Source organism: Bacillus luti, assembly GCF_001884105.1.
GTDB lineage: Bacteria > Bacillota > Bacilli > Bacillales > Bacillaceae_G > Bacillus_A > Bacillus_A luti.
Map to the genome: position 1 here is coordinate 1 of NZ_MACI01000095.1, position 25,981 is coordinate 25,981.

A 25,981-nucleotide genomic window follows, 5' to 3' on the forward strand; every position below is an offset into this window, starting at 1 on the left:
CTAATTGGGATAAACCCTATGGCTGTTTGTGGTGTGTTTGGAGAAGCGTAGTGACTCATTAGACGGCTATCGATACGAGTAATCGTATCAGTCAAAAAAGCTGAAATAAAAGCGTAAGGGACTCTTCGTTCATTTAATGAGTAGATAATTTCTTCTTTTGTTTTTACACCTACGCCATGTCCGTAAAAAAAGAAGTTTCCTAGATAGATTGTGTTTTCTCCTTGCCACTCGATCGTAGCTGGATTCACTTGTGGATTTTTAAAATAAACGAGATCGCCTGGAACAAGATCGCCCCCTGTTTTTGTTATGAGTTTTAAATCTTGATCGTAGTCCCATGTATAAAGTAAAAGGTTAGCAAATAGGCGGTTGAAAGTTTCTTCCTCATATAATGATAGTAAAGCTTTGTAAAAAATAATTATCATAGCGGTTGCGCATTCAGTTCCATATAGTTTACCGTTTTTGAAAATATCTTGGATGGCAATAGAAGGTGGAATGTTTGAGAGGAGCTGGAACCCTCCTAGTGATGTTCTTTTCCAAAACTGGGGGTTGCAAAAAGATTGTTGGAACGTACGAAATTGAAATCCACTTTGAAAAAGTTCTAATGCAGAGATAATAATATTAACGCGTAAATTTAAATCAAAGCTGAGTTCATCAGCTGTTCGGAAGGAATAAACTTCTTGATTTCCCGCCATTATGGATAAAATTTGTTGCTTCTCAGCTGCAAATGGCTCATATTCATTTGTGATATAAGGGTGTACAATAGAACGGCCTATTACAATCATAATGGTATCCCCACCTATATGTTACAGATTTCGTGATACAGGAAAGCCCCATATAGGACTTTAGTCCGCCTTTTGGCATAGGATGAAAGTATCGCTTGTTTATAGAAAAACATTTATATATTCGGTACATATTAACTATAGACAAATACAAGTCTTTAAAACGCCAATATGTTCTTTGAAAAAAGATATCGTAGGGAGCTCGATAGTCGGATTCACGTTATCGGTAAAATGATATGATATGTGTCGTCAAGAACAAGACGCTAAAACACCTGAACACGAATCTGTACGGTATGGTGATAGAACGGTAGCTCACGAACCTATAAGGCGTGTCGTGAGAGTAGTGATGGCACACCGCAATCTTGCACGTTAGCGATACTAGAAATGGACATCGCCTGTTGGAGCAAGAATCCCGCTAACGTTAGTCAGCTTGCCCTAGGAAGGGTGGGAGTGTCAAATTCTTTAATATCGTATGAAAAAAAGAAAAAAAGGTGAAAGAAAAGCCTATCAAATGATAGGCTTGTACTCTTTAATGACACGTAATGTTTGCAATGTCATATCTTCAGGACCTTGTACAGGTAAACCTGCTTCTAAATTTTTACGAATATACTCTAAGTTATCTTGTGTAATAATTTCCCCCGGAGTAAAGATTGGAATCCCTGGTGGATAAACCATAACAAAATCAGCTATAATACGACCCGCTGCATTTTCAAATGGAATGACTTCTGTTTCTGAATAAAAAGCATCTCGAGGAGAAAGTGCTAGCACCGGTATTTCCGGAATTTCTACTTGTACTTGAACACCTTTATCTGCCCTATTACTAAATGTTGCTGCTAAATCTTGTAATGCTGTAATAAGTGTATTTGTTTCACTTTCTGTATCTCCAAAAGTGATAAGGCATAGTATGTTGTATAAATCTGAGAGTTCTACTTCAATGTTATAGTGCTCTCTAAGCCATACTTCAGCCTGATGGCCGGTAATACCTAAATCTTTTACAGATACAATTATCTTTGTAGGATCATAGTTAAAAGTAGCGTCTGTACCTAACATTTCTTTTCCAGGACAGTAAAGATGCTCAATAGCATTTATAGCATCACGAACATGTTCAGCTAATTGTATTGTTTGTTCTATAAGCGCTTTTCCTTCTGTAGCGAGACGTTTTCTAGCAACATCAAGTGATGCTAACAAAATGTAAGAAGTTGATGTAGTCGTAAGCATGCTAATAATAGATTGGACATGTTTTACGTTCACAAGGCCTTCCTTCACATTAAGAATAGAACTTTGAGTTAAAGAACCTCCTAATTTGTGAACACTTGTTGCTGCCATGTCTGCACCGGCTTGCATCGCTGACATTGGCAATTCATCATGGAAATGAATATGAACACCATGAGCTTCATCGACTAGTACAGGGATATCGTATGAATGTGCTAATTGTACAATCTGTTCTAAGTCTGCAGCAAAGCCGAAGTATGTTGGATTAATAACAAGTAAGCCTTTCGCATCTGAGTGCTCTTCAAGTGCCTTTTTGACAGATTGAATTGTGATTCCGTGTGAAATTCCAAGTTTTGGATCGATCTCAGGATGCATGAAAATCGGTTTTGCACCTGAGAAAATAATCGCTGACATTACTGATTTATGCACGTTCCGTGGTACTAGGATTTTGTCACCAGGACCGCAAACGCTCATCACCATTGTCATAATTGCGCCACTTGTACCTTGAATAGAAAAGAAAGTATGATCTGCACCAAATGCAGCGGCGGCTAAATCCTGTGCTTCTTTAATCATACCTTTTGGATGATGTAAATCATCGAGCGGCGCAATATTAATTAAATCAATTGCTAATGCATTATGCCCAATAAATTCGCGAAATGTAGGATCCATGCCTTGTCCTTTTTTGTGGCCAGGAATATGGAATTGAATTGGATTTCGCTTACTGTGCTCAACTAAAGCGGTAAACAATGGTGTTTCGTATTGGGACAATCTATACACCCCTTCTTCTTCATAATATTTAGTATAATTTGTTTTATATAATCCTGTTCTAAAAAAGCTAAGTTCTTTTTCAGAGTGAGGCTTGTTTTTCTGCCATTCCAAAAAGCTTTTTTGAGATGGTAGGTTCACTTTATTTTCTATAAAACAAAAGCATTATATCACCAATAATTATAGATGTATAGAAAAAAATATTTTTAAGGTGAGTATGTTTAAAAGTTAGGTTCAATGAATGAATAGAGGAAGACAATTCCATTAAAATGAATAAATAGTGTATAATGCAAAGTGTCTATAGGGAAGAAGAAAAAAATCTCTTCAAGATAGCATATTGAAATAAGAAGAAATGATAAATGAGGTGCAAAATGGAATATCAATATCCGTTAGATTATGATTGGTCAAATGAGGAAATGGTTGCAATTGTGAAGTTTTATGAAGCAATTGAGAAAGCATATGAAAAAGGAATTATGAGAGAGGAATTAATGGGATTGTATCGTCGTTTTAAAGAGATTGTTCCATCGAAAGCAGAAGAAAAGAAAATTGATAAAGAGTTTCAAGAAGTAAGTGGATATTCTATATATCATGCCATTCAAAGAGCTAAAGAAGTCGAAGAACAAAAGCTTGTGAAAATGTAAAAAATATTTTGAAAAATAAAAACTGAAGTGATATAATGTGATAACAACTAAAAACGGACAATATAAATTGTCCGTTTTCTACTATCGATTACAAAGTGCATATAAAGGAAGGAGTGATTGCATCGTAGATTCAATCTTAGCAAGGAATTGTTCGTTGGTCATTGCTGAAAACTCCTCTGGTGATATATGAATACCAACTAATAATTCTGCTTTTTTCACAGTAGCTAAACGTTCAATCATCTTTTGTAAGTCTTCTGTTTCAAGTGTTTTATGCAATTTTACACTCGGTTTAGTATGGTCAATGGACCAAACGAAATTATTTGGAATATTTGTTTTTAAATCATTTAAATGTTCTAAGAAGGCGTGAGCCGTCTCCACTTTTTGTGGACACTCATAGATTAAACCAAAGTATATGAAGGCATGAGTACCCCATAATCCAATTTGGAAATGTGGTAACATTTTATATCCGCGTTTATTTGTTGAAAAAGCAACCCAAGTATCATTTGGTGGATTGACTTTACGACGTGCGTGTTTTGCTACATGATAGAAAAAGTTTTCATCAGTTTGTTTGGATAAATACTCTGCAAACTGTTCCCCTAAAGCTTCTAGCTTAGGATGAATATTCGTTTTAATTGCACTCATTCGTTCTTCGAGACCATCAACTGTAAAGACCTCAAAATCAGTTGATTTGAATGTTTGTAGTGTCATGATTGTTCCTCCAACTCCTATTTTGCTTTTATTTTAGCATAGCTTGTACTATTCATAAAAAAAACAGCACAAAAAAATTTAAATAAAAAAATATAATTTTGTTGCATAGATGATTTATCCAACATAGTATAGTATAAAACAAAAAATCAGAAAATTGAATTAATTCTAGTCCGAGGGCAGACGAATATTGGGAGGAGGCAAATAATATGAGACAGGTGATTAATGCGTTAAAGAGAACAGATGCTGAAAAGAGGATTCCGGTGCTACGTTTGGAGCTAGATTATGAATTAGCAACATTATATGATGCGATGATGGAAGACGATAAGCAGAAAAAAGAAGAGTGTGTACAAAAGTTAGAAGTGTTAAGACTTGAAATGATTCGTTTAGAAGCGTAATAATAGTATATGTATAAAAAATTAGTTGGTGCGAACCTTATAAAGGGTTCGTTTTTTCTGTGAACAGTAAAGATCGGAGTGTTTAAACATGCACGAGGTATGGAAAGACATTGATACACACGCGAAACAATGGATTCGAGACGCAGGAGAGCGTTTAATGTTATCGATGAAAAAAGCACTTATTATAGAAACAAAATCAAATGCAGCAGATTTAGTAACAAATATGGATCGAGAAACGGAGCAGTATTTAATTGGGAAAATTAAAGAAACATACCCGGAACATTATATTTTAGGTGAAGAAGGTTACGGAGATGAGGTTACTTCATCTGATGGGGTTGTTTGGTTAATTGATCCAATTGATGGCACGATGAACTTTGTTCATCAAAAAAGAAATTTCGCAATCTCAATTGGGATTTATGAGAACGGTATCGGAAAAATTGGCCTAATCTATGATCCAGTGCATGATGAATTATATCATGCTGTACAGGGGGAAGGGGCTTTTTGTAATGATGTATCTATTCCCATGTTGGAAGAGGGTACAGTAGAACAAGGAATCATTGCTCTAAATGCAATTTGGCTTACTGACAACCGATTGCTTAATATGGAAAAAATGATGAAGCTTGTTAAGAAAGCGAGAGGTACGAGGTCATATGGTTGCGCAGCATTAGAAATGGTATATGTTGCAACGGGCAGAATAGATGCATATGTAACACCGAGGTTATCACCATGGGATTTTGGTGGGGGACAAATAATAGTAGAGGAAGTTGGAGGAAAGGTGACAACATTCTCCGGAACTCCACTTTCTATCGTAGAGAAGAGCAGCGTGTTAGTTGGAAAGCCGGGCGTATATGAAGAAATATTACCATTCGTATCGCAATAACAAAAAAAGTAAGAGGCTATTAAAGGAGCTTCTTACTTTTTAACGTTATTGCGATTTACGCATTTTTCTTTTTGTTACAAAACCGTATCCAACTGTAACAAATGTGCCGATAATGCAAATAATAATACCGATGGGACTATTTTCAGCAACCATAATACCGATACCGATTAAGAAAATAACACCGATAATTGCAGTTAATAAAAAGCGATATTGAATGTGTTCCATTTCTTCACCCTCCAATCTCATTTTACTTTCACAAAAGTAAGAATACAACTATATTTTCATTCTTGATTTTATTTTGATTGCCATTGTATCCCCTTCGCTCTTATAATAGAGAAGGATTAAAAAGACATTAGGAGTTGGACATGTTGAAAAAACGACAAGATTTACGAAATATAGCAATTATTGCCCACGTTGACCATGGTAAAACAACACTTGTTGACCAGTTATTACGTCAAGCGGGGACGTTCCGTGCGAATGAACATATTGAAGAACGCGCAATGGACTCAAACGATCTAGAAAGAGAACGTGGTATTACAATTTTAGCGAAGAATACTGCGATTCACTATGAAGATAAAAGAATTAACATTTTAGATACACCTGGTCACGCTGACTTCGGTGGAGAAGTAGAACGTATCATGAAAATGGTTGATGGTGTTCTACTTGTTGTTGATGCATATGAAGGTTGTATGCCACAAACACGATTTGTTTTAAAGAAAGCTCTTGAGCAAAACTTAACTCCAATCGTTGTTGTAAACAAAATTGACCGTGACTTCGCTCGCCCTGATGAAGTAGTTGATGAAGTAGTTGATTTATTCATCGAACTTGGTGCAAACGAAGATCAATTAGAGTTCCCAGTTGTATTTGCATCAGCAATGAACGGGACAGCAAGCTTAGATTCAAATCCAGCAAATCAAGAAGAGAATATGAAATCATTGTTTGACACAATTATTGAACATATTCCAGCACCAGTTGATAACAGCGAAGAGCCACTTCAATTCCAAGTAGCACTTCTTGATTATAATGACTATGTTGGTCGTATCGGGGTTGGACGCGTATTCCGTGGTACAATGAAAGTAGGACAACAAGTTGCATTAATGAAAGTTGACGGAACTGTAAAACAATTCCGTGTAACGAAATTATTTGGTTACATTGGATTAAAACGTCAAGAAATTGAAGAAGCAAAAGCTGGAGATTTAGTAGCTGTTTCAGGTATGGAAGACATTAACGTAGGTGAAACAGTATGTCCGGTTGAGCATGAAGAGGCTTTACCATTATTACGTATTGATGAGCCAACACTACAAATGACATTCCTTGTAAATAACAGCCCATTTGCAGGTCGTGAAGGTAAATTCATTACATCTCGTAAAATTGAAGAGCGTCTTCGTTCACAATTAGAAACAGATGTAAGTTTACGTGTAGATAATACAGATTCTCCTGATGCGTGGATCGTATCTGGACGTGGGGAATTACATTTATCTATCCTAATTGAAAACATGCGTCGTGAAGGTTATGAACTACAAGTATCTAAGCCTGAAGTAATTATTAAAGAAGTTGATGGCGTAAGATGTGAGCCTGTAGAGCGCGTGCAAATCGATGTACCTGAAGAATACACTGGTTCTATTATGGAATCTATGGGTGCACGTAAAGGTGAAATGTTAGATATGGTGAATAACGGAAACGGTCAAGTTCGCCTTACTTTCATGGTTCCAGCACGTGGTTTAATTGGTTACACAACAGAATTCTTAACATTAACTCGTGGTTACGGTATTTTAAACCATACATTCGATTGCTACCAACCAGTACACGCTGGACAAGTTGGTGGACGTCGCCAAGGTGTTCTAGTTTCACTTGAAACAGGAAAAGCATCACAATACGGTATTATGCAAGTTGAAGACCGTGGTGTAATTTTCGTTGAACCAGGTACAGAAGTATATGCTGGTATGATTGTCGGAGAACACACTCGTGAGAACGACTTAACAGTTAACGTTGTGAAAATGAAACAACAAACTAACATTCGTTCTGCGACGAAAGATCAAACTTCAACAATGAAAAAACCACGCTTAATGACTTTAGAAGAGTCATTAGAGTACTTAAACGATGATGAGTTCTGTGAAGTAACTCCAGAATCAATTCGTTTACGTAAAAAGATTCTTGATAAGAGCGAGCGTGAAAGAGCTGCTAAGAAAAAGAAATCTGTAGAAGCGTAAAATATTAGAACAGCTACCTTTAATTAGGGTAGCTGTTTTTTTATGTTTATTTTTTAGAATATTTACTCTTTTTTGTGGACAGTATTTTTTTCACGGGTTACTCTTGTATTAAGTACATAAATGAATTTTTTTGAGAAGGGGGGAGAAATAGTGTTAGAAAGAATGTCGTTTTTTGCGAAATTATGTAAAGTTGATGTAAATCCAGAACTAGGGATGTGGTTATTGTATGGCATTATTATTATATTAAGTGCACTTGTGTATAATTTAGGATTTGCAAGGAAATTATCGATAATAAAAAATATAGTGATATATATATCGTTAGTGATTGGATGTACGGTTTTAACTTTCTTTGCAGTTTTTTTACCTGTTGGTGAGGGACTTGTTGTGGCGGCAATTGTACTTGGGATGTATAGACTGCGTTTACGCCAAGCGAAGCAACAAAAAGCAGGATGAGAAGGGAGTGTTTTCATGCGTTCAGTACAAGATGCGCTATATAATTGGTTAACAATTAAAACAGTCGCGGAAGCACGTCCAGATGATCGCGCTGCAGAAGAAACGTATTTGTTATTTCAAAATATGATATATGAAGAATACAAATTAAGAAATGTAGCAGTTCAGAAGAACGAGGAAATGTATTTGATTACATATGAATTGAATGAGGAAAGAAAATCTGCGAGATTTCCGTTAGAAGCTATTGATTGTTTTCTGGATCAGATGAATCGTGAACCTGAAAAATATAAATAAGTCCTTATCTATGTGATTAAGGACTTATTTATATTTTACCAATCGTCTTCTACCTTTTTATCACGGTATAGTCGGAAATTACCACTTGCATGACGTTCCATTGTACGTTCTGCAATTCGTTCCGAACATTCCATGCACATATATGTATGAATAGGGCGATTACGCAGTTTTTTTGCCATAGGATTTTCATCATCTAACATATCTTTTTTATCACAAATCATACATTTGACTCTCATTTCGTCACCTCAATACGGATTCTATCAGTATAAGTATATCATGGAAGTGTAATGTTTTTGAATAATAGCAGGAAAAAATAATATTTTCGCAATTCGAAAAATAAGTTATGATAAGGATATACTAAGTATATTTGGAGGTGGAAATATGGCGAATGTAGTAGAGCCTACATTAACAGATGATTTAGTACAAACATTACGTAAAGAATGCATTGTTATGGTAGCAACAACAGATTTCGAAAAACAAGTCCCTAACGTAAGTGCTATTTCTTGGGTGTATGCAGTGAGTGAAACTAGTATTCGATTTGCGGTAGATCAACGTTCACGTATTGTGGAAAATATAAGGCACAATACAGGAGTGGTATTGACTATAATGGCGAATGGATCCGTATTTTCCATAAGTGGTGCAGGTGAAATTTTGACAGATAGAATGGAAGGCATTCCTCTAAAATTAACTGTAATAGAAGTAAATGTGCAAGAAGTACGTGATGTTATGTTTTATGGAGCAAAACTTGCAATTGAACCAACATATGAAAAAACATACGATCTTCGGGCAGCGAAAAAACTGGATAACCAAGTGTTGATAGGGATGAAAGAATTATAAATGAGATGAATAAGAAGATGGCTCATTAACTTTTGGAAGCAGTTATTGTGATTTAACGTTAATAATTAAAATTAAAAGTAATATATTGAATAGAAATGAATAAAAAATAAAGAAAAGGTTTAATTGCTATAAGTTTCGATTCTACCTCGTTTATACGGTACATATAATTATAACAATGGTTCGTCCATATTTTATGGATGAAACCCTTGTTCTACAAATTTAAAAGTGGAGTCAGGGGGTAACAGGTTGGATAAAATTTATGTGTTAGATACGAATGTACTTTTGCAGGATCCTTTATCTATTTTTTCGTTTGCAACCAATGAAGTAGTGATTCCAGCAGTTGTATTAGAAGAGGTTGATTCGAAGAAACGTTATATGGACGAAGTAGGACGAAATGCTCGTTATGTATCTAAGTTAATAGATAAATTTCGCGAAATAGGAAAGCTGCATGAAAGTATTCCGCTAGAAAACGGCGGTACATTTCGTATTGAATTAAATCATCGTTCATTTGTTCAACTCCAAGATATTTTTGTAGAAAAAACAAATGATAATCGAATTTTGGCAGTAGCAAAAAATCTATCTTTAGAAGAACAAGAAAAAGAGGACGGGAAGTCTGTTATTTTAGTAAGTAAAGATGTGCTCGTCAGGGTAAAAGCTGATGCAATTGGATTGAAGGCTGAAGATTATTTAAGTGATCGCGTAATTGAAGTGGATAATATATACTCAGGATTTTTAGAAGGATATATATCAAAAGAACAATTGGATTATTTTTATGAAAAAGGGGAATTACCTTTATCTGAAATTGCAAATCATCCTTTTTATCCAAATCAGTTTGTAGTAATGAAAGATGCACTAGGGGGTTCTAGTTCTGCACTTGGAATTGTGGATCACTTAGGTAAGAAGGTGAAGAAACTTATTTTTCACAATGAACAAGTATGGGGAATACGACCACGAAACGTGCAACAAATAATGGGATTAGAATTGTTGCTTCGTGAAGATATTCCGCTTGTAACGTTAACAGGAAAAGCTGGTACAGGAAAAACGTTACTTGCGTTAGCTTCGGGATTAATGCAAACGGAGGATTTGGGATTATACAAAAAATTACTTGTTGCAAGACCAATTGTTCCAGTCGGAAAAGATATCGGTTATTTACCAGGAGAAAAAGAAGAGAAGTTAAGACCATGGATGCAGCCGATTTTTGATAATCTAGAGTATTTATTTAATACGAAAAAGCCAGGAGAGTTAGATGCTATTTTAGCTGGAATGGGTTCGATTGAAGTAGAAGCCCTTACTTATATACGCGGCAGAAGTATTCCGGACCAATTCATTATTATTGATGAGGCTCAAAATTTAACGAAGCATGAAGTGAAGACGATATTAACGAGAGTAGGAGAGAAAAGTAAAATTGTATTAATGGGAGATCCCCAGCAAATCGATCATCCGTATTTAGATGAATATAATAACGGTTTAACATACGTTGTGGAGAAATTTAAAGAGCAACGTATTAGTGGTCATGTAAAGTTCGTTAAAGGAGAGCGTTCTAATTTAGCTCAATTAGCAGCGGATTTATTATAAAAAGGAGTGAGCCTTAGCTCACTCCTTTTTATACACTTTAAATAATTGTAAATTTACGGATGTTACGGATTGGATTTTGTCTATTAGATCCATCATTGTAATATAAATGAACAGGTCCATCCTCTTTTAATGGTTTTCCTTCTTTTGAAAAACCAAGAATAGCCTTTTTGACAGTTTCTAATGGAAGCGTTATTGTATGGTCGACTGTTTCAATCTCGACTTGCGTAGCGTCATTTGAAATTTCGGCGTTAGCAAGAAAAGGTTGAAATGGTATACCGAACGTTCCAGTAATTAGCTGTTCTTTTTTATATTTCTTTACACTTTGTTGTATCGGCGGGAAGGCCGCACCATCGCGGATTTCACGATCCCAATGCTCTGAAGTATGTTTTAAGTATGTTTCTAATTCGGATGACTCTTCTCTAGTTTCATCAAAGTAAGTTGTCAAATCTACTTTTCGATCATCAAAAATCCAAACAGTTGGATCAATAGTGATTGGAAAACGTACTTTTCCATTAATAAATAAAATTTCGCTCATTGTTGTTCCCCCATTTGTGTTATACTCCCACTTTTCAGTATAATAGTATTAGACACTGTTGTCACAAAAAATGTTTCTATTGCAATTTATTAAAACTATCGCTAATATTAATAGATAGGATAGAGGAGAGTAGGACGGAAACGGAGGGAATCAATTTGGCGTCTGAGACAGTAGCAAATCATCAGGAAAAGGCACTAGCCCTTCTACAAGCGGATGCAGAGAAGATTTTAAGACTTATTAAGGTGCAAATGGACCATCTTACAATGCCGCAATGTCCATTATATGAAGAAGTGTTAGACACACAAATGTTTGGACTATCCCGCGAGGTCGATTTTGCAGTTCGCCTTGGTCTTATTGCAGAAGAACAAGGGAAAGCAATGTTAGGTGAGCTCGAACGTGAGTTATCTGCACTTCATGAAGCGTTTACAAACAAACAACAATAACGGGTTCAAATAAGGGGGCTCAAACTACATTAGTTTGAGCTTTTTATTTGTATAATAAAGCAGGAAGAACCTATATACATATGGAATACAACAATAATTAAATTGAAACAGAGAGAGGAAATGAAATGAAAAAAGTATGGAAATCAATGGATTATTCATTGTTACTTCCTCTTGTTATCTTATGTGTGCTGGGAGTTATAATGGTATATAGTTCGAGTTCCATTGTTGCGATTTCGTCAAGATATAACTGGCCGGCAGATTACTTTTTTAAAAAACAATTATTTGCTCTTGCTATTGGGACAGTAATGTTAGCGATTATTGTTTCCATTCCTTATACAATTTGGAGAAAACGAATAGTTTTGATTGCGATGGGAATGGGGAGTATTGTTTTATTATTAGCAGCCTTGATTTTCGGTAAGGACATTAATGGCGCAAAAGGATGGATATTAGGTATACAACCAGCTGAGTTTGTGAAAATAGCGGTTATTATTACGCTAGCAAACTTTTTTGCGAAGAAGCAAGAGATGCAAACGCCTTTTTTTCAAGGGATCATTCCCCCACTAGGTTTTGTCGGTGGAACAATAGTAATCATTTTACTTCAAAATGACTTAGGAACCGATATACTAATATGTGGAACTATACTGATTATGTTCTTTTGTTCAGGAGTTAATGTTAACTTGTGGATAAAAAGATTCCTTTTAACGTCTATAATATGGATACCTGCGTTGTATTTTATTGGAAATTACAAGTTAAGTCCGTACCAAAAAGCTCGCTTTTCAGTTTTTCTCGATCCGTTTAACGATCCTCAAAATGATGGATTTCAATTAGTAAATTCATTTATTGGAATTGCTTCAGGTGGATTAAATGGTAGAGGGTTAGGGAATAGTGTGCAGAAGTATGGATACTTACCAGAGCCTCAAACCGATTTTATTATGGCGATTATATCTGAAGAACTAGGCTTTATAGGTGTGGCTATCATTTTAATCTGTTTATTACTCATAATAATTCGTTCATTTAGAGTGGCGCAAAAGTGTAAAGATCCATTTGGAAGTTTAATTGCAATCGGTATCGCAAGTTTAATTGGAATACAAACTTTTGTTAATGTTGGCGGTATGTCTGGATTAATACCGCTTACCGGAGTACCTTTGCCGTTTATTAGTTATGGCGGGAGTTCCTTGTTAGCTAATTTACTTGCGATGGGGATATTACTCAATATTGCTAGTCATGTAAAACGACAAGAGAAACAACAGAATGAGTTAATGAAAGAAAAAGGACAAGGTGGACCACATCTTGTAGTTGTAAAATAAAAACACATTGTGCTTTAGAGCGCGATGTGTTTTTTTATTTGTTAGTAACTTTTAATATGATATATTATTTCGTTTTTATGTATAAAAATATATCACATTTGATTAAATGTGATATACAATTAAGTTGTTAGAAAAGTAAGAGGTATGCTATACTATTTTTGTGAAACAAATTGATCAGAAAACTTATCATTTGTTAAAAAATAAGGTATGATGGATAAAAATAAAGTGAAGCTTTCTAAGTATAATATAATGTAGAAAGTGAAGAACTTCACGCTCTTTAGAGTGTGTATATATTTTATCTCTAGAGTGGTAGGAAAGTAGAGGGGGAAAATCATGACAAAGCTGCAACGTATTCAAAAAGTATTGGTAGCTAACCGTGGAGAGATTGCAATTCGTGTGTTTCGAGCTTGTTCGGAACTTGGATTAAAAACAGTTGCAATCTATTCGAAAGAGGATAGTGGTTCTTATCATCGCTATAAAGCCGATGAGTCCTATTTAGTTGGGGAAGGGAAAAAGCCAATTGATGCTTATCTAGATATTGAGGGCATTATTGAGATTGCGAAAAGTAATCATGTAGATGCAATCCACCCTGGATATGGTTTCTTGTCAGAAAATATCCAATTCGCAAAACGTTGTGAAGAAGAAGGGATTATCTTTATCGGTCCAAAAAGTAAGCATTTAGATATGTTTGGAGATAAAGTGAAAGCAAGAACACAAGCGCAGCTAGCAAAAATCCCAGTTATTCCTGGTAGTGATGGTCCAGTAAATTCACTAGAAGAAGTCGCTGAATTTGCTGAAAAGTATGATTACCCGATTATTATTAAAGCGTCCCTTGGCGGTGGCGGTCGTGGTATGCGTATTGTACGTACAAGTGAAGAATTAAGAGAATCGTATAATCGAGCGAAGTCAGAAGCGAAAGCAGCCTTTGGTAATGATGAAGTGTACGTTGAGAAATTCGTTGAAAAACCTAAACATATAGAAGTGCAAATTTTAGCAGATGAAGAGGGCAATGTTGTTCATTTATATGAGCGTGACTGTTCTGTACAACGTCGCCATCAAAAAGTTGTCGAAATCGCACCAAGCGTGTCGCTTCCAGATGATTTGCGTCAACGTATTTGTGAAGCTGCTGTTAAGTTAACGAAAAATGTAAACTATTTAAATGCAGGAACGGTAGAATTCCTTGTAAAAGGCGATGAGTTTTACTTCATTGAAGTAAACCCACGTGTTCAAGTTGAACATACGATTACAGAGATGATTACAGGAGTCGATATCGTTCAATCGCAAATTTTAATAGCTGATGGGCATGCGTTACATAGTAAGATAGTAGGTGTACCTAAGCAAGAGGAAGTGGTTGTACATGGATTTGCAATTCAATCTCGTGTAACGACTGAGGATCCACTAAATAATTTCATGCCAGATACAGGGAAGATAATGGCGTACCGATCAGGTGGTGGTTTTGGTGTGCGTCTTGATACAGGTAATAGTTTCCAAGGTGCAGTTATTACACCTTACTATGATTCTTTACTTGTAAAAGTTACAACTTGGGCACTTACTTTTGAACAAGCTGCTGCAAAAATGGAACGTAACTTAAAAGAATTCCGTATTCGTGGTATTAAAACAAATATTCCATTCCTAGAGAATGTAGTAAAACATAAAAACTTTTTATCAGGAGAATATGATACTTCGTTTATTGATGTGTCACCTGAACTATTCTTGTTCCCGAAACGTAAAGACCGCGGAACAAAAATGTTAAATTACATTGGTTCAGTAACAGTAAACGGATTCCCTGGAGTAGGGAAAAAAGAGAAGCCGATTTTCCCTGATGCTCGTATACCGAGTGTAAAACACTCAGAGCTCATCCAAAATGGAACGAAACAAATTTTGGATGAGCGTGGAGCGGATGGATTAGTAAAGTGGGTACAAGATCAAAAACGTGTGCTTTTAACGGATACAACATTCCGAGATGCGCATCAGTCCTTACTTGCAACTCGTATTCGTACGAAAGATTTACATCAAATTGCAGAGCCAACAGCGAGAATGTTACCGAACTTATTCTCAGCGGAAATGTGGGGCGGTGCAACGTTCGATGTCGCATATCGTTTCTTAAAAGAAGATCCATGGGAACGATTACTAGATCTTCGTGAAAAAATGCCTAACGTTTTATTCCAAATGTTACTTCGTTCTTCAAATGCAGTTGGATATAAAAACTATCCAGATAATTTAATTCAAAAATTTGTAGAATGTTCTGCTCAAGCTGGAATTGATGTGTTCCGAATTTTTGATAGTTTAAACTGGGTAGAAGGTATGCGAGTTGCAATTGACGCTGTCCGAGATACTGGTAAAATTGCAGAAGCGACAATGTGTTACACAGGGGATATTCATGATCCGTTACGTAGCAAGTATGATTTGAATTACTATAAAAACTTAGCAAAAGAGTTAGAAGCATCAGGAGCTCATATATTAGGAATCAAAGATATGGCAGGTTTATTAAAACCTAACGCGGCATATGATTTAGTTTCTGCATTAAAAGAGACAGTATCGATTCCAATCCACCTGCACACACATGATACGAGTGGAAATGGTATATTAACGTATACGAAGGCAATTGAAGCAGGTGTTGACATTGTCGATGTGGCAGTGAGTTCTATGGCTGGTCAAACGTCACAACCAAGTGCGAACACGCTGTACTATGCATTAGGCGGAAACGAAAGACAGCCAGATGTTAATATAGATTCATTAGAAAAACTATCTCATTATTGGGAAGATGTACGTAAATACTATGCACCGTTTGAAAGTGGTATGAATGCACCACACACAGAGGTATATATGCATGAAATGCCAGGTGGACAGTATAGTAACCTTCAACAACAAGCGAAAGCAGTTGGTTTAGGTGATCGCTTTGATGAAGTGAAAGTAATGTATCGCCGTGTGAATGATATGTTTGGAGATATTGTAAAAGTAACACCATCATCTAAAGTTGTCGGTGATATGGCATTATTTATGGTTCAAAATCACCTGACAGAACAAGACGTTTTAGAGCGTGGACATTCTATGGACTTCCCAGGATCTGTTGTTGAAATGTTCTCAGGTGATTTAGGACAACCATACGGTGGTTTCCCGAAAGAATTACAAGAAATTATTTTAAAAGGGAAAAAACCTTTAACAGTAAGACCGGGTGAATTACTAGAGCCAGTAGATTTTGACGCTTTAAAAGAAGAGTTATTCCATAAACTTGGACGCGAAGTAACGATTTTTGATGTAGTTGCATATGCATTATATCCAAAAGTATTTATGGACTACGAAAAAGTTGCAGAGCTTTATGGCAATGTATCTGTGCTGGATACACCGACATTCTTCTATGGTATGAGACTTGGTGAAGAAATTGATGTGGAAATTGAACAAGGTAAAACATTAATGGTTAAACTCGTATCAATCGGAGAACCTCAGCCGGATGGAAATCGTATTCTTTACTTGGAATTTAACGGTCAACCACGTGAAATTGTTGTGAAAGATGAAAGTGTGAAAGCAACAGTTGCCCAACGTATGAAAGGAAACCGTGAAAATCCAAATCATATTAGTGCAACAATGCCAGGAACGGTTATTAAAGTAGTTGTAAAAGAAGGCGATGAAGTGAGAAAAGGCGATTCTATGGCAATTACGGAAGCGATGAAAATGGAAACGACAGTTCAAGCACCGTTCAATGGTAAGGTGAAAAAAGTATATGTAAATGATGGAGACGCAATTCAAACAGGTGACTTACTGATTGAATTAGATCATTAAAATAAAAAAGAGCTGTGAAAACAGCTCTTTTTTATTACAAAAAATACCTTGCCGAATGGGCAAGGTATTTAAATTTAAATTTATTTTGTTTGTTTAGTTGATGTGGCTTCTTTTGCATTGACCTTACTTCTTGTACCCAACATAACTAAATAGCATAATACAGCAAACAAGCAAGAAATGAATAGGGAATGTAATAATGCCATTGCTAAACTAGCATTTGTAAATACAACTAAAATCCCAACAATAGCTTGAAGTGTTACAAGGATAAAGGAAATAATCCATCCCCAGTATACTACGCGTTGTTGTTTGTATTGACGAATAGCAATAATCATCGCGTATAGTATCCAAACGAAAATTAACATTGCTGCAACTCTATGCCCCATTTGAACCCACTCATGTAGTTGAGTTGGCATAGGTCTATTTTTGCTACATAAAGGGAAGTCTGGACAGGCTAAGCTAGCTCGTTCATGACGTACTAAAGCTCCTGTGTAGACAACGAGATAACAGTAAATTGTTACACCATAAATATGAAATTTCATTTTTTTGTCCATAATAAGTGAACGTGCATCAAATTTCTGATCAATTTCAAAAATAAGACATGATAATAAAATAACAGAAGCAAATGAAATTAAGGAAATACCAAAATGGATAGCAAGTACTGCTGGCATTTGTCCCCAAACAACTGCTGCGGCTCCCATTAATGCTTGTGCAACTAAAAATACGAAGGATAAAATTGCTAACGTTTTTGTTTCACGCACATGTTTATAATATTTCCAGGACAAAATACAAAGGAGAGTGACAAGAATTCCTGCTGATCCTGATGTAAGGCGGTGACTTAGTTCAATAATAGTTTCCATTGATAAATTAGATGGAACAAATTCACCGTTACAAAGTGGCCATGATTTACCGCAACCTTGGCCAGAACCTGTTTTTGTAACTAAAGCGCCTCCTAATAAAACTATTAATAAATCAAGGCTTGTAATGACTGCTAACCATTTAATAAAGCGTTGCAATCTCTTTCACCATCTTTCTGCTATGAAGTTATTGCGAAATATTTTCATTCCATTATGTATAGAATAAAACGCGCTAGTTCCTATGATATATAAAAAATAATAAAATAGCAAAGAAATGGAGGGGGAAGGAGGGAGAGAGAAAACAGTTGTAAAAATAGGATATAAAAGGTAAATTTTAGGTAAAAAAATAGGCTATTTTGAAAAGAAATGGGGAGAATACGTGTTAAATAAGACAAAATAGTTTATTATAGAAGGTAACATCATGTTATGATAAGGATAAGTAAGAATAAAGTTTTTTATGTTCGACACAAAAAGTTCATGTTTTCTTCACAAAATGTTCGGGAAATATGATTTAATATATTGGAGTATGGGCGTAGATTAGTAGTAGAATGGGTTAACAATATTTCTACTGTAATAATATTGCTATATAGAAGCGAATTATTTCATTCGAAATAGGCGCAAAAAGAAAGATGAAAGTTTTAAGAGGGGGTTAAAGTGATGAACCATGCAACAAGTGAGCTGCATGATGAGTCAGCTGTAACAAGTGTACCGGAAACAACTCGGCTACAAGATTTATCAGCGCTCGTTAAAATGGGGATTGTAAACTCAAATACACTTACTGTATTTACAGGATTTTGGTTGGCGTTACATTTTAATGGATTAAGTGTAATGGACAATCTGGATAAGTTATTCTTTACAATCGTTGGTTCTGGATTAATTATGGCAGGGGTATGTTGTTTAAATAATTATATTGATCGAGATATCGATCCGTTAATGGAAAGAACAAAAACCCGTCCAACGGTTACTGGAAAGTATAAACCAGGATTCGCACTTACATTTGGACTAGTTATATTACTTCTTGGATTTGTATTTTTATTATTAACAACACCGATGGCAGTATTAATGGGATTTATTGGTGCTTTCACATATGTTGTCTTATATACTTTATGGACAAAGAGAAAGTACACACTAAATACTGTTGTAGGTAGTATATCTGGAGCAGTTCCACCTTTAATTGGATGGGCAGCAATTGATCCATCTTTAGGCCATCCAATTGCTTGGATGTTATTTTTAATTATGTTTATTTGGCAAATCCCACATTTCCTTGCGTTAGCGATGAAACGTGTTGATGAATATCGAAATGCAGGAATCCCAATGCTTCCTGTAGTTCATGGATTTGAAATTACGAAACGCCAAATTATGATTTGGACAGTATGTTTATTACCACTACCATTTTATATGAGTGGACTTGGGATAACATTTATGGTAATCGCAACATTGCTTAACATCGGATGGATCGTTTTAGGGTTTTATGGCTTCCGTAAGCAAGATGACATCAAATGGTCCGTACAAATGTTTGTTTATTCCCTAAATTATTTAACAATCTTATTTGTATCAATGATTGTAGTTACATTCTTCTAAGACAACGACATAATTGGATTTCTTTACGTTGAGATTTACTTTACTTAACTATAAAGTACAATCTAATTCACAAGGAAAGTGGGGGTTGTTTGTATGAAGAAACAGTGGCGACTGCTTTCGTTCGTTTCACTGCTGGCTTTACTGTTAGGGGGATGCGGTAAAGCCTTTCAATCTACTTTAATTCCGCAAGGAGAAGTAGCAAAAATGCAATATGATCTGCTTTTACTAGCAAGTGCAATCATGGTAGGAGTAGTACTAGTAGTTACTATTATTTTCTTATATGTAATTGTGCGTTTCCGACAAAAGAAAGGTCAGGAAGATTTTATTCCAGAGCAAGTTGAAGGGAATCACAAGCTAGAAATTATATGGACAGTTATTCCGATTATACTTTTATTAATCTTAGCTGTTCCGACGGTTACATATACATTCAAACTTGCTGATGTAAGTGCGATGGAGAAAAAGAATATTGATAAAGATACTATCGTTGTTGATGTAACAGCGAATCTTTATTGGTGGGAATTTTCTTATAAATCAGAAAAAATAGTAACTTCTCAAGATTTAGTCATCCCCACAGGTAAGAAAGTGTATTTGAATTTGAAGGGTGCCGATATTAAACATTCATTTTGGGTTCCATCTTTAGCAGGGAAAATGGATACAAATACAGATAATGTAAACAAAATGTGGTTAAAGGCAGACAAATCGGGCACTTATAATGGTTTTTGTACAGAATTTTGCGGCCCATCACATTCTTTAATGCAATTTAAAGTGAAAGCTTTAGATGAAAGCGAGTACAAAAAATGGCTTGCTGATATGAAGAAGATTGATGGGAAGAAAGAAGTAGCTTCAACAAAGGCACAAGAAGGCCAAGAAATATTTAATAAAAGCTGTATTGGTTGTCACGCAGTTGGATCTAATGATAGTAGACCACCTTCCGCTCGTATCGCACCGAACTTAGCAAACTTTGCTGATCGCGATACAGTTGCCGGTATTGCCGAAAACAATGAAGAGAACTTAAAAAAATGGCTGAAAGATCCTGAAAATATGAAACCAGGAAATAAAATGACTGGTAAATATGGCAACTTAACGGATGATCAAATTGATGCATTAAATGCATACTTACAGACGTTAAAAGTTGAAAAGTAAAGAGGGATTATTCGCGAAGGGGAGGTTGAAAACGTGAGTTCTGTAGCAAAAAAACAGGGGATGGGTGCTGTCATATGGGATTATTTAACGACAGTAGACCATAAAAAGATTGCCATTCTCTATTTAATTGCAGGTGGATTGTTTTTTATAGTAGGCGGAATAGAAGCCTTGTTTATTCGCCTTCAATTAGCGATTCCTAACAATGCTTTTCTTGTTGGGGATGCTTATAATCAAGTATTAACGATGCACGGTACAACAATGATTTTCCTCGCAGCTATGCCACTCGTGTTTGCATTTATGAACGCCGCCGTACCACTTCAAATTGGTGCGCGTGATGTAGCGTTCCCGTTTTTGAATTCACTCGGATTTTGGTTATTTTTCTTTGGTGGAGTATTTTTAAATTTAAGTTGGTTTTTAGGTGGAGCACCAGATGCAGGTTGGACTTCTTATGCATCTTTAGCTTTAGCTTCTAAAGGTCATGGTGTTGATTTTTATGTACTCGGTTTACAAATATCTGGTATTGGTACATTAATTGGTGGTATTAACTTCCTTGTTACAATTATTAATATGCGTGCGCCAGGAATGACATATATGCGTATGCCGATGTTTACATGGACAACATTTGTAACATCTTCACTTATATTATTTGCGTTTCCACCATTAACTGTAGGATTAGGACTTTTAATGTTAGATCGTTTATTTGGCACAAGTTTCTTTAATCCAGCCTTAGGCGGGAATACAATTATATGGGAGCATTTATTCTGGATCTTTGGTCATCCAGAAGTATACATTCTCATACTCCCAGCTTTCGGAATATTCTCAGAAATCTTCGCTACATTTTCGAAAAAACGATTATTTGGTTATTCGTCAATGGTGTTTGCGACAGTATTAATTGGATTCTTAGGATTTATGGTATGGGCGCATCATATGTTTACAGTTGGTCTTGGGCCAGTAGCAAATGCTATTTTCTCAGTTGCAACAATGGCGATTGCGGTTCCAACCGGTATTAAAATATTCAACTGGCTCTTTACAATGTGGGGCGGAAGTATTCGTTTTACGACACCGATGATGTGGGCAGTAGCTTTTATTCCATCATTCGTAATGGGAGGAGTTACAGGTGTTATGCTAGCATCTGCACCAGCTGATTATCAATTTCATGATAATTATTTCGTGGTAGCTCACTTTCATTATGTAATCGTCGGCGGTGTTGTATTTGGTTTACTTGCAGGAGCTCATTATTATTGGCCACTGATGTTTAATAAAGTATTGAATGAAACGTTAGGAAAGATAACATTTTGGCTATTCTTTATCGGTTTCCATTTAACGTTCTTCATTCAGCATTTCCTTGGTTTGATTGGTATGCCGCGTCGTTATTACACATATCTTGAAGGTCAAGGGTTGGAAATGGGGAATATGATTAGTTCTATTGGAGCGGTGTTTATGGCTCTTGGAACAATTGTTCTTCTATTCAATGTAATTAAAACAACAGTATCAAAAGAAAAGGCTGGTCGTGATCCATGGGATGCACGTACATTAGAATGGACAATGCCAGCACCTACACCGGAATATAACTTTAAACAATTGCCATTTGTTCGCGGGTTAGATCCGTTTTGGATTGAAAAACGTGAAGGGAATAAAGAGATGACAGCGGCGGAACCAGTTGGGGATATTCATATGCCAAATCCATCATTTTCACCATTTATCATTTCTTTAGGATTGTTTATAGCGGCATTCGGTGCAATGTATATGCAGGGTGGAAAAGATAAGTTCTGGTTATTAGTAGCAATTATTGGTTTAATCATTACATTCGGTGCAATGTTCCTACGTTCAGTAATCGATGATCATGGATATCATATTCATAAGGAAGATTTAGAGGATAAGGGGGGCAAGGCATAATGCATGTAGATGAAAAATTAACGAATGAAACATTTCCAGCAGAGCCTGAAAAAGCAACCCTTGAGGGGAAAAATAAGTTTGTCGGTTTTTGGTTATTTCTTGGAGGCGAAACGGTGTTGTTCGCTTCCTTGTTTGGCACATATTTGGCACTAAAAAACTCTACAAATGGTGGAGCAACATCTCAAGAGATGTTCCAAATGCCACTCGTTTTTATTATGACGATGCTTTTATTAACGAGTAGTTTAACGAGTGTATATGCGATGTATCATATGAAGAACTTTAACTTCAAGAAAATGCAACTATGGTTACTTATAACAGTGTTACTTGGCTTAGGCTTTTTGGGATTTGAAATATATGAGTTTTATCATTATACGCATGAATTTAAGCATACTATGAGAAGTAGTGCATTTGGTTCTGCATTTTATGCTCTTGTTGGTACACACGGGCTCCACGTATTGTTTGGATTGTGTTGGATATTAACTTTAATCTTCAGAAATGCGAAGCGAGGCTTAAATCTATACAATGCACCAAAGTTTTATGTTGCATCAATCTATTGGCACTTTATTGATGTAGTTTGGGTGTTTATTTTCACTGTAGTATATTTGATGGGAATGGTGGGATAAACAATGGCAATAAAGCAAACGAATAACCCTAAGGTCGATCTTGTTTATCGAAAGAGGAAAAGTGCAGAGGAAATGAAGCACCAAGTTATTACATTTGCATTAATGATATTTTTGACATTAGTAGCGTTTGTAGCGGTAGCATACCCGAAAACGTTTAGTCCAATTTTCTCTGTCCCGTTTATTTTGCTATTAGCAGTGGTTCAAGTAATTTTTCAATTGTACTACTTTATGCATATGAGTCATAAAGGGCATGAAGCAGCAAGTTTCTTTCTCTATTCTGGCTTGCTAATAGGGCTAATTACAATATTAGCTTTTATGACAATTGTATGGCTTTAAACAGTAAGACATAGGGGACGTGTGCTATCACAGTCCCCTATTCACGTTAAGTGAAAGGAGAAAACAGTTTTCAGAAGGTAGGTGTGGGAAATGGATAACTTATGGATATTCGGTTTTCAAGCTTTATGGAGTCCTGTATTTATGATGTTTATGATTTCGATTTTGATTGGGTACTTTCTAATTATCGGGCCGTATAGAGAGCGATTTGAAAATGCGACTAAAGTAAGTAAAAAACAGATTTTCTATTTTACGATTGGAATTGTTCTTTTGTATTTTGTAAAGGGGGGACCAATCGATTTAATAGGACATATTGTATTCAGTGCACATATGTTTGAAATGGCGATTATGTATATCGCAGTACCACCTTTATTACTACTTGGTATACCAATTTGGTTATATCGTTATATTACTTCTTTTAAGTTTGTTCAAATTATGTTGAAAATCTTTGCAAAACCACTTATTGCTTTGTTTGTATTTAATGGCTTATTTTCTTTTTATCATTTGCCAGTTGTATTTGATACTGTAAAGCAGAGTCAAGTTTTACATCCTATTTGCCTAGCTCTTTTGTTTTTTACAGCAATGATGATGTGGTGGCCGATGCTAAATCCATTACCAGAATATCAGACGTTAAGTGATATAAAGAAACTGGGTTACATGTTTGCTAACGGTATACTATTAACGCCAGCTTGCGCATTGATCATTTTTGCGACTGCTCCATTATTTGCAACGTATACGGATTCAGCTGCTTGGATGAAAGCGATGGAATTATGTGTACCAGCAGGAACTTTATCGGATTTAAATATAACTGGACCAGAATTTTTACACTGGATGCCAGTAGTACAAGATCAACAAACTGGCGGTATCATTATGAAAATTGTCCAGGAAATAGTGTACGGTACGATTATTGGCTATGTATTCTTTAGATGGGCACGTAGGGAACGCGAAAAGGATAAAGAGCAGTTGCAACAAATACCACCGTATTTGCAGACGAAATAAAGTGAAGGCTAATAATCAGTCGGGCGTCTACTGTCCGGCGAATAGAGTGACCAAAAACGAGTGCATCCTACTGATGCACTCGTTTTTGGTTACTCTATAATTTGAAATTCTTTTAATTCTTTTTCGACATTTTGAAGGAGTTGTTCACTTTTTTGGAGTACATTCGTTGGGAAAGTCTCATCATCACCATATTCAACGCCATGAGGATAATAATGCTTTCCTAATAAGGGAGGGAGTAGTTTTACTTCAGCATGTCTGCTGCCGATGTCACCTTCAATAGCAATACCTTGTACTCGCAAATAATAAACATCCGTTAATATCTCAAATTTATAATCGTATGTAACCCGTTCATAATCCCACTGTCCAGCAAGTACAAAATGGTTATTTTCCATAATTTCAGTTAAAAGTGTTAAATCAACGACTGCCCCGTTAAATTTCGTATTTGTAAATTGCATAGAATACCTCCTTTTTTAATATTACATCATTATTTTTATAATAGTATGAATAATAAGAAAGTGCAATTCATATTGAGAGAAAAGGGATAATCCAGACTTTTTTCACGAAAATATGATATAGTGAGAAGAGTACGGTACACACAAAAAGGAAAGAAAAGGATTTGTGTATATCTCAATTTTATGTTTTGTGCAGGAGGTATATCGTTTGAAGAAATTATTGCGTATCGTAATGATTACATTTTTAATTTTAGCTGTTGATTTATACGGGAAATTACTCGTTTCACAATATATATTAACCCCATCTCAATCCAAGCAAGAAAATAAAATTGTGAAAAAGAAAAAACAAGTAAATGAAGACTCTTCGGATACTGTTTTAAATATGATTGGTGGGGACTCTGAAAATTTATTAGCAAAATGGGGCGAACCATCCCGAATAGAGCCATCTGCTTACGGATATGAATGGTGGATATACAATCAAGATTTAGCTCAATATGTTCAATTTGGAGTTGCTGAACGTAAAATTGTAACGGCGTACGTTGCTGGTGAACAAGTTAAGGTGACGCCTTATTATATAAATGAAAAGTATGAAGAAGTATATAAAAAGAATCCGCTCTCACATGAGATTTCATTAAAAAGAGGGAAGAATAATTATCAATTTGAGTTATCTGATACCGAAGTAATGGAACAACCGTTAATACCTGTAGAAGATGGATGGGCACAATTATATTTTGATCATTTTACACATGAGCTTGTTGGTGTTCGTTATATGGATGATGAAACGTTATTACGTCAAAGACCGTATCAACTTGTTTATTCAGGTGAATTACTGGCAGAACAACCATTGACGCCAGAAAAAATGAAGCAAGTAGAGAATGGGAATATGCAACAAATTTTTGATTTAACAAATATTATTCGAAGTCGTCATGAATTGCCGTTGTTAACGTGGGATCAACCAACAGCAGAAGTTGCTATTGGTCACAGTAAGGATATGAAGGATAATAATTATTTTTCACACGACTCACCGACATTAGGTACATTAGGGGATCGTTTGCAGCGCGGGAAAGTAGGGTTTCAACTTGCTGGTGAGAATATAGCGGCGCAACATAGTGATGGAATTGCGGCGGTACAGGGTTGGTTAAATAGTGAGGGTCATAGAAAAAATTTATTGAATGAACAATTTACTGGATTAGGTGTTGGGGTATATGATAAATTTTATACACAAAACTTTATCCGAAAATAAAGTGAAACCGTAAGCGGTAGGCTTTTATGAATAGTGACACTCTCGG

The 25,981-nt window shown here is 35.8% G+C and carries 26 protein-coding genes; 18 read left to right on the forward strand and 8 right to left on the reverse strand.

Translation table 11 applies throughout. The annotated features are described in order from the left end of the window. A partial coding sequence (locus BAQ48_RS24785) for a protein-glutamine gamma-glutamyltransferase (protein WP_071713172.1) occupies positions 1–782 on the reverse strand: 782 nt, incomplete at its 3' end. A 504-nt stretch (positions 783–1,286) separates the two neighbouring features. After that, positions 1,287–2,759, reverse strand: coding sequence for an arginine decarboxylase (gene speA / locus BAQ48_RS24790; protein ID WP_000084893.1), 1,473 nt, complete (start codon positions 2,757–2,759; stop codon positions 1,287–1,289). 368 nt (positions 2,760–3,127) lie between these two features. Between speA and BAQ48_RS24795 the strand changes: the two genes are divergently transcribed. After that, positions 3,128–3,397: a UPF0223 family protein gene (locus BAQ48_RS24795; RefSeq protein ID WP_071713173.1), complete on the forward strand. Its 270-nt coding sequence runs from the start codon at positions 3,128–3,130 to the stop codon at positions 3,395–3,397. 81 nt (positions 3,398–3,478) lie between these two features. On the opposite strand, the gene BAQ48_RS24800 is transcribed toward BAQ48_RS24795, so the two are convergent. After that, positions 3,479–4,105, reverse strand: coding sequence for a YktB family protein (locus BAQ48_RS24800; protein WP_000175086.1), 627 nt, complete (start codon positions 4,103–4,105; stop codon positions 3,479–3,481). Positions 4,106–4,311: 206 nt separating this feature from the next. On the opposite strand from BAQ48_RS24800, the gene BAQ48_RS24805 reads away from it, so the two are divergent. Together BAQ48_RS24805 and BAQ48_RS24810 are read left to right on the forward strand one after the other, a co-directional pair. Next, positions 4,312–4,500, forward strand: a complete 189-nt coding sequence (locus tag BAQ48_RS24805; RefSeq protein ID WP_001250164.1) for a hypothetical protein — start codon at positions 4,312–4,314, stop codon at positions 4,498–4,500. 88 nt (positions 4,501–4,588) lie between these two features. After that, positions 4,589–5,380: an inositol monophosphatase family protein gene (locus BAQ48_RS24810; RefSeq protein WP_071713174.1), complete on the forward strand. Its 792-nt coding sequence runs from the start codon at positions 4,589–4,591 to the stop codon at positions 5,378–5,380. A 45-nt stretch (positions 5,381–5,425) separates the two neighbouring features. On the opposite strand, the gene BAQ48_RS24815 is transcribed toward BAQ48_RS24810, so the two are convergent. Then, entirely contained in the window at positions 5,426–5,605 is a 180-nt protein-coding gene (locus BAQ48_RS24815; protein ID WP_000400129.1) for a DUF5325 family protein, read from the reverse strand. A 140-nt stretch (positions 5,606–5,745) separates the two neighbouring features. Here BAQ48_RS24815 and typA point away from each other — a divergent pair, with 140 nt between their 5' ends. The 3 genes from typA (at position 5,746) to BAQ48_RS24830 (ending at position 8,334) form a co-directional block, all read left to right on the forward strand. After that, complete coding sequence (gene typA / locus BAQ48_RS24820) at positions 5,746–7,590, forward strand: translational GTPase TypA (RefSeq protein ID WP_000914755.1); 1,845 nt, start codon at positions 5,746–5,748, stop codon at positions 7,588–7,590. A 150-nt stretch (positions 7,591–7,740) separates the two neighbouring features. Further along, positions 7,741–8,043 (forward strand): YlaH-like family protein, encoded by a 303-nt coding sequence (locus BAQ48_RS24825; protein ID WP_071713175.1) that lies wholly within the window; start codon positions 7,741–7,743, stop codon positions 8,041–8,043. 15 nt (positions 8,044–8,058) lie between these two features. Continuing rightward, on the forward strand, positions 8,059–8,334 hold the full coding sequence (locus BAQ48_RS24830) for a hypothetical protein (RefSeq protein WP_001258131.1): 276 nt from the start codon (positions 8,059–8,061) through the stop codon (positions 8,332–8,334). A 35-nt stretch (positions 8,335–8,369) separates the two neighbouring features. On the opposite strand, the gene BAQ48_RS24835 is transcribed toward BAQ48_RS24830, so the two are convergent. Beyond that, positions 8,370–8,570: a YlaI family protein gene (locus tag BAQ48_RS24835; RefSeq protein WP_001995040.1), complete on the reverse strand. Its 201-nt coding sequence runs from the start codon at positions 8,568–8,570 to the stop codon at positions 8,370–8,372. Between the two features lie 145 nt (positions 8,571–8,715). Here BAQ48_RS24835 and BAQ48_RS24840 point away from each other — a divergent pair, with 145 nt between their 5' ends. After that, on the forward strand, positions 8,716–9,171 hold the full coding sequence (locus BAQ48_RS24840) for a pyridoxamine 5'-phosphate oxidase family protein (RefSeq protein WP_000024585.1): 456 nt from the start codon (positions 8,716–8,718) through the stop codon (positions 9,169–9,171). Between the two features lie 246 nt (positions 9,172–9,417). Beyond that, positions 9,418–10,746 (forward strand): PhoH family protein, encoded by a 1,329-nt coding sequence (locus tag BAQ48_RS24845; protein ID WP_000358078.1) that lies wholly within the window; start codon positions 9,418–9,420, stop codon positions 10,744–10,746. A 37-nt stretch (positions 10,747–10,783) separates the two neighbouring features. On the opposite strand, the gene BAQ48_RS24850 is transcribed toward BAQ48_RS24845, so the two are convergent. Further along, the gene (locus BAQ48_RS24850; RefSeq protein ID WP_001289787.1) at positions 10,784–11,281 is read right to left on the reverse strand and encodes a molybdopterin-binding protein; all 498 of its coding nucleotides are present in this window, start codon (positions 11,279–11,281) and stop codon (positions 10,784–10,786) included. Positions 11,282–11,436: 155 nt separating this feature from the next. Between BAQ48_RS24850 and BAQ48_RS24855 the strand changes: the two genes are divergently transcribed. The 3 genes from BAQ48_RS24855 (at position 11,437) to pyc (ending at position 16,811) form a co-directional block, all read left to right on the forward strand. Further along, positions 11,437–11,724, forward strand: coding sequence for an Fpa/YlaN family protein (locus tag BAQ48_RS24855; protein WP_000135694.1), 288 nt, complete (start codon positions 11,437–11,439; stop codon positions 11,722–11,724). A 125-nt stretch (positions 11,725–11,849) separates the two neighbouring features. Continuing rightward, positions 11,850–13,031, forward strand: coding sequence for a putative lipid II flippase FtsW (ftsW, locus tag BAQ48_RS24860; protein WP_000758415.1), 1,182 nt, complete (start codon positions 11,850–11,852; stop codon positions 13,029–13,031). A 333-nt stretch (positions 13,032–13,364) separates the two neighbouring features. Next, positions 13,365–16,811 carry a pyruvate carboxylase gene (pyc, locus tag BAQ48_RS24870; protein ID WP_071713176.1) on the forward strand — a complete coding sequence of 1,149 codons (3,447 nt, stop codon included), beginning with the start codon at positions 13,365–13,367 and terminating at the stop codon, positions 16,809–16,811. A gap of 80 nt (positions 16,812–16,891) precedes the next feature. On the opposite strand, the gene ctaA is transcribed toward pyc, so the two are convergent. After that, positions 16,892–17,824: a heme A synthase gene (gene ctaA, locus BAQ48_RS24875; protein WP_071713177.1), complete on the reverse strand. Its 933-nt coding sequence runs from the start codon at positions 17,822–17,824 to the stop codon at positions 16,892–16,894. Positions 17,825–18,322: 498 nt separating this feature from the next. Here ctaA and ctaB point away from each other — a divergent pair, with 498 nt between their 5' ends. The 6 genes from ctaB (at position 18,323) to ctaG (ending at position 24,240) form a co-directional block, all read left to right on the forward strand. After that, a complete protein-coding gene (gene ctaB / locus BAQ48_RS24880) occupies positions 18,323–19,246 on the forward strand; it encodes a protoheme IX farnesyltransferase (RefSeq protein WP_001015062.1) in 924 nt (307 codons plus the stop codon). Between the two features lie 93 nt (positions 19,247–19,339). Continuing rightward, the gene (gene coxB, locus BAQ48_RS24885) at positions 19,340–20,389 is read left to right on the forward strand and encodes a cytochrome c oxidase subunit II (protein ID WP_071713178.1); all 1,050 of its coding nucleotides are present in this window, start codon (positions 19,340–19,342) and stop codon (positions 20,387–20,389) included. 60 nt (positions 20,390–20,449) lie between these two features. Next, a complete protein-coding gene (gene ctaD / locus BAQ48_RS24890; protein WP_176547481.1) occupies positions 20,450–22,285 on the forward strand; it encodes a cytochrome c oxidase subunit I in 1,836 nt (611 codons plus the stop codon). Then, on the forward strand, positions 22,285–22,908 hold the full coding sequence (ctaE, locus tag BAQ48_RS24895; RefSeq protein WP_000557856.1) for a cytochrome c oxidase subunit III: 624 nt from the start codon (positions 22,285–22,287) through the stop codon (positions 22,906–22,908). Before ctaD ends, ctaE begins: the two co-directional genes overlap by 1 nt. 3 nt (positions 22,909–22,911) lie before the next feature. Next, a complete protein-coding gene (ctaF, locus tag BAQ48_RS24900; protein WP_000985701.1) occupies positions 22,912–23,244 on the forward strand; it encodes a cytochrome c oxidase subunit IVB in 333 nt (110 codons plus the stop codon). A gap of 90 nt (positions 23,245–23,334) precedes the next feature. Beyond that, the gene (gene ctaG, locus BAQ48_RS24905) at positions 23,335–24,240 is read left to right on the forward strand and encodes a cytochrome c oxidase assembly factor CtaG (protein ID WP_071713179.1); all 906 of its coding nucleotides are present in this window, start codon (positions 23,335–23,337) and stop codon (positions 24,238–24,240) included. A gap of 89 nt (positions 24,241–24,329) precedes the next feature. Here ctaG and BAQ48_RS24910 read toward each other — a convergent pair whose 3' ends face one another. After that, entirely contained in the window at positions 24,330–24,695 is a 366-nt protein-coding gene (locus tag BAQ48_RS24910; protein ID WP_071713180.1) for a YugN family protein, read from the reverse strand. A 205-nt stretch (positions 24,696–24,900) separates the two neighbouring features. On the opposite strand from BAQ48_RS24910, the gene BAQ48_RS24915 reads away from it, so the two are divergent. Further along, on the forward strand, positions 24,901–25,935 hold the full coding sequence (locus BAQ48_RS24915) for a CAP domain-containing protein (RefSeq protein WP_071713181.1): 1,035 nt from the start codon (positions 24,901–24,903) through the stop codon (positions 25,933–25,935). The last annotated feature ends 46 nt before the right edge of the window (positions 25,936–25,981 follow it).

Bases quoted from the DNA above. Each gene is read 5' to 3' on its own strand.
- BAQ48_RS24795 (WP_071713173.1), top strand. From the start codon at position 3,128: ATGGAATATCAATATCCGTTAGATTATGATTGGTCAAATGAGGAAATG.
- BAQ48_RS24815 (WP_000400129.1), bottom strand. From the start codon at position 5,605: ATGGAACACATTCAATATCGCTTTTTATTAACTGCAATTATCGGTGTT.
- BAQ48_RS24800 (WP_000175086.1), bottom strand. From the start codon at position 4,105: ATGACACTACAAACATTCAAATCAACTGATTTTGAGGTCTTTACAGTT.
- BAQ48_RS24830 (WP_001258131.1), top strand. From the start codon at position 8,059: ATGCGTTCAGTACAAGATGCGCTATATAATTGGTTAACAATTAAAACA.
- ctaD (WP_176547481.1), top strand. From the start codon at position 20,450: ATGGGTGCTGTCATATGGGATTATTTAACGACAGTAGACCATAAAAAG.
- BAQ48_RS24840 (WP_000024585.1), top strand. From the start codon at position 8,716: ATGGCGAATGTAGTAGAGCCTACATTAACAGATGATTTAGTACAAACA.
- BAQ48_RS24810 (WP_071713174.1), top strand. From the start codon at position 4,589: ATGCACGAGGTATGGAAAGACATTGATACACACGCGAAACAATGGATT.
- ctaB (WP_001015062.1), top strand. From the start codon at position 18,323: ATGAACCATGCAACAAGTGAGCTGCATGATGAGTCAGCTGTAACAAGT.
- ctaE (WP_000557856.1), top strand. From the start codon at position 22,285: ATGCATGTAGATGAAAAATTAACGAATGAAACATTTCCAGCAGAGCCT.
- coxB (WP_071713178.1), top strand. From the start codon at position 19,340: ATGAAGAAACAGTGGCGACTGCTTTCGTTCGTTTCACTGCTGGCTTTA.
- BAQ48_RS24910 (WP_071713180.1), bottom strand. From the start codon at position 24,695: ATGCAATTTACAAATACGAAATTTAACGGGGCAGTCGTTGATTTAACA.
- pyc (WP_071713176.1), top strand. From the start codon at position 13,365: ATGACAAAGCTGCAACGTATTCAAAAAGTATTGGTAGCTAACCGTGGA.
- typA (WP_000914755.1), top strand. From the start codon at position 5,746: ATGTTGAAAAAACGACAAGATTTACGAAATATAGCAATTATTGCCCAC.
- BAQ48_RS24835 (WP_001995040.1), bottom strand. From the start codon at position 8,570: ATGAGAGTCAAATGTATGATTTGTGATAAAAAAGATATGTTAGATGAT.
- ctaG (WP_071713179.1), top strand. From the start codon at position 23,335: ATGGATAACTTATGGATATTCGGTTTTCAAGCTTTATGGAGTCCTGTA.
- ftsW (WP_000758415.1), top strand. From the start codon at position 11,850: ATGAAAAAAGTATGGAAATCAATGGATTATTCATTGTTACTTCCTCTT.
- ctaF (WP_000985701.1), top strand. From the start codon at position 22,912: ATGGCAATAAAGCAAACGAATAACCCTAAGGTCGATCTTGTTTATCGA.
- BAQ48_RS24805 (WP_001250164.1), top strand. From the start codon at position 4,312: ATGAGACAGGTGATTAATGCGTTAAAGAGAACAGATGCTGAAAAGAGG.
- BAQ48_RS24850 (WP_001289787.1), bottom strand. From the start codon at position 11,281: ATGAGCGAAATTTTATTTATTAATGGAAAAGTACGTTTTCCAATCACT.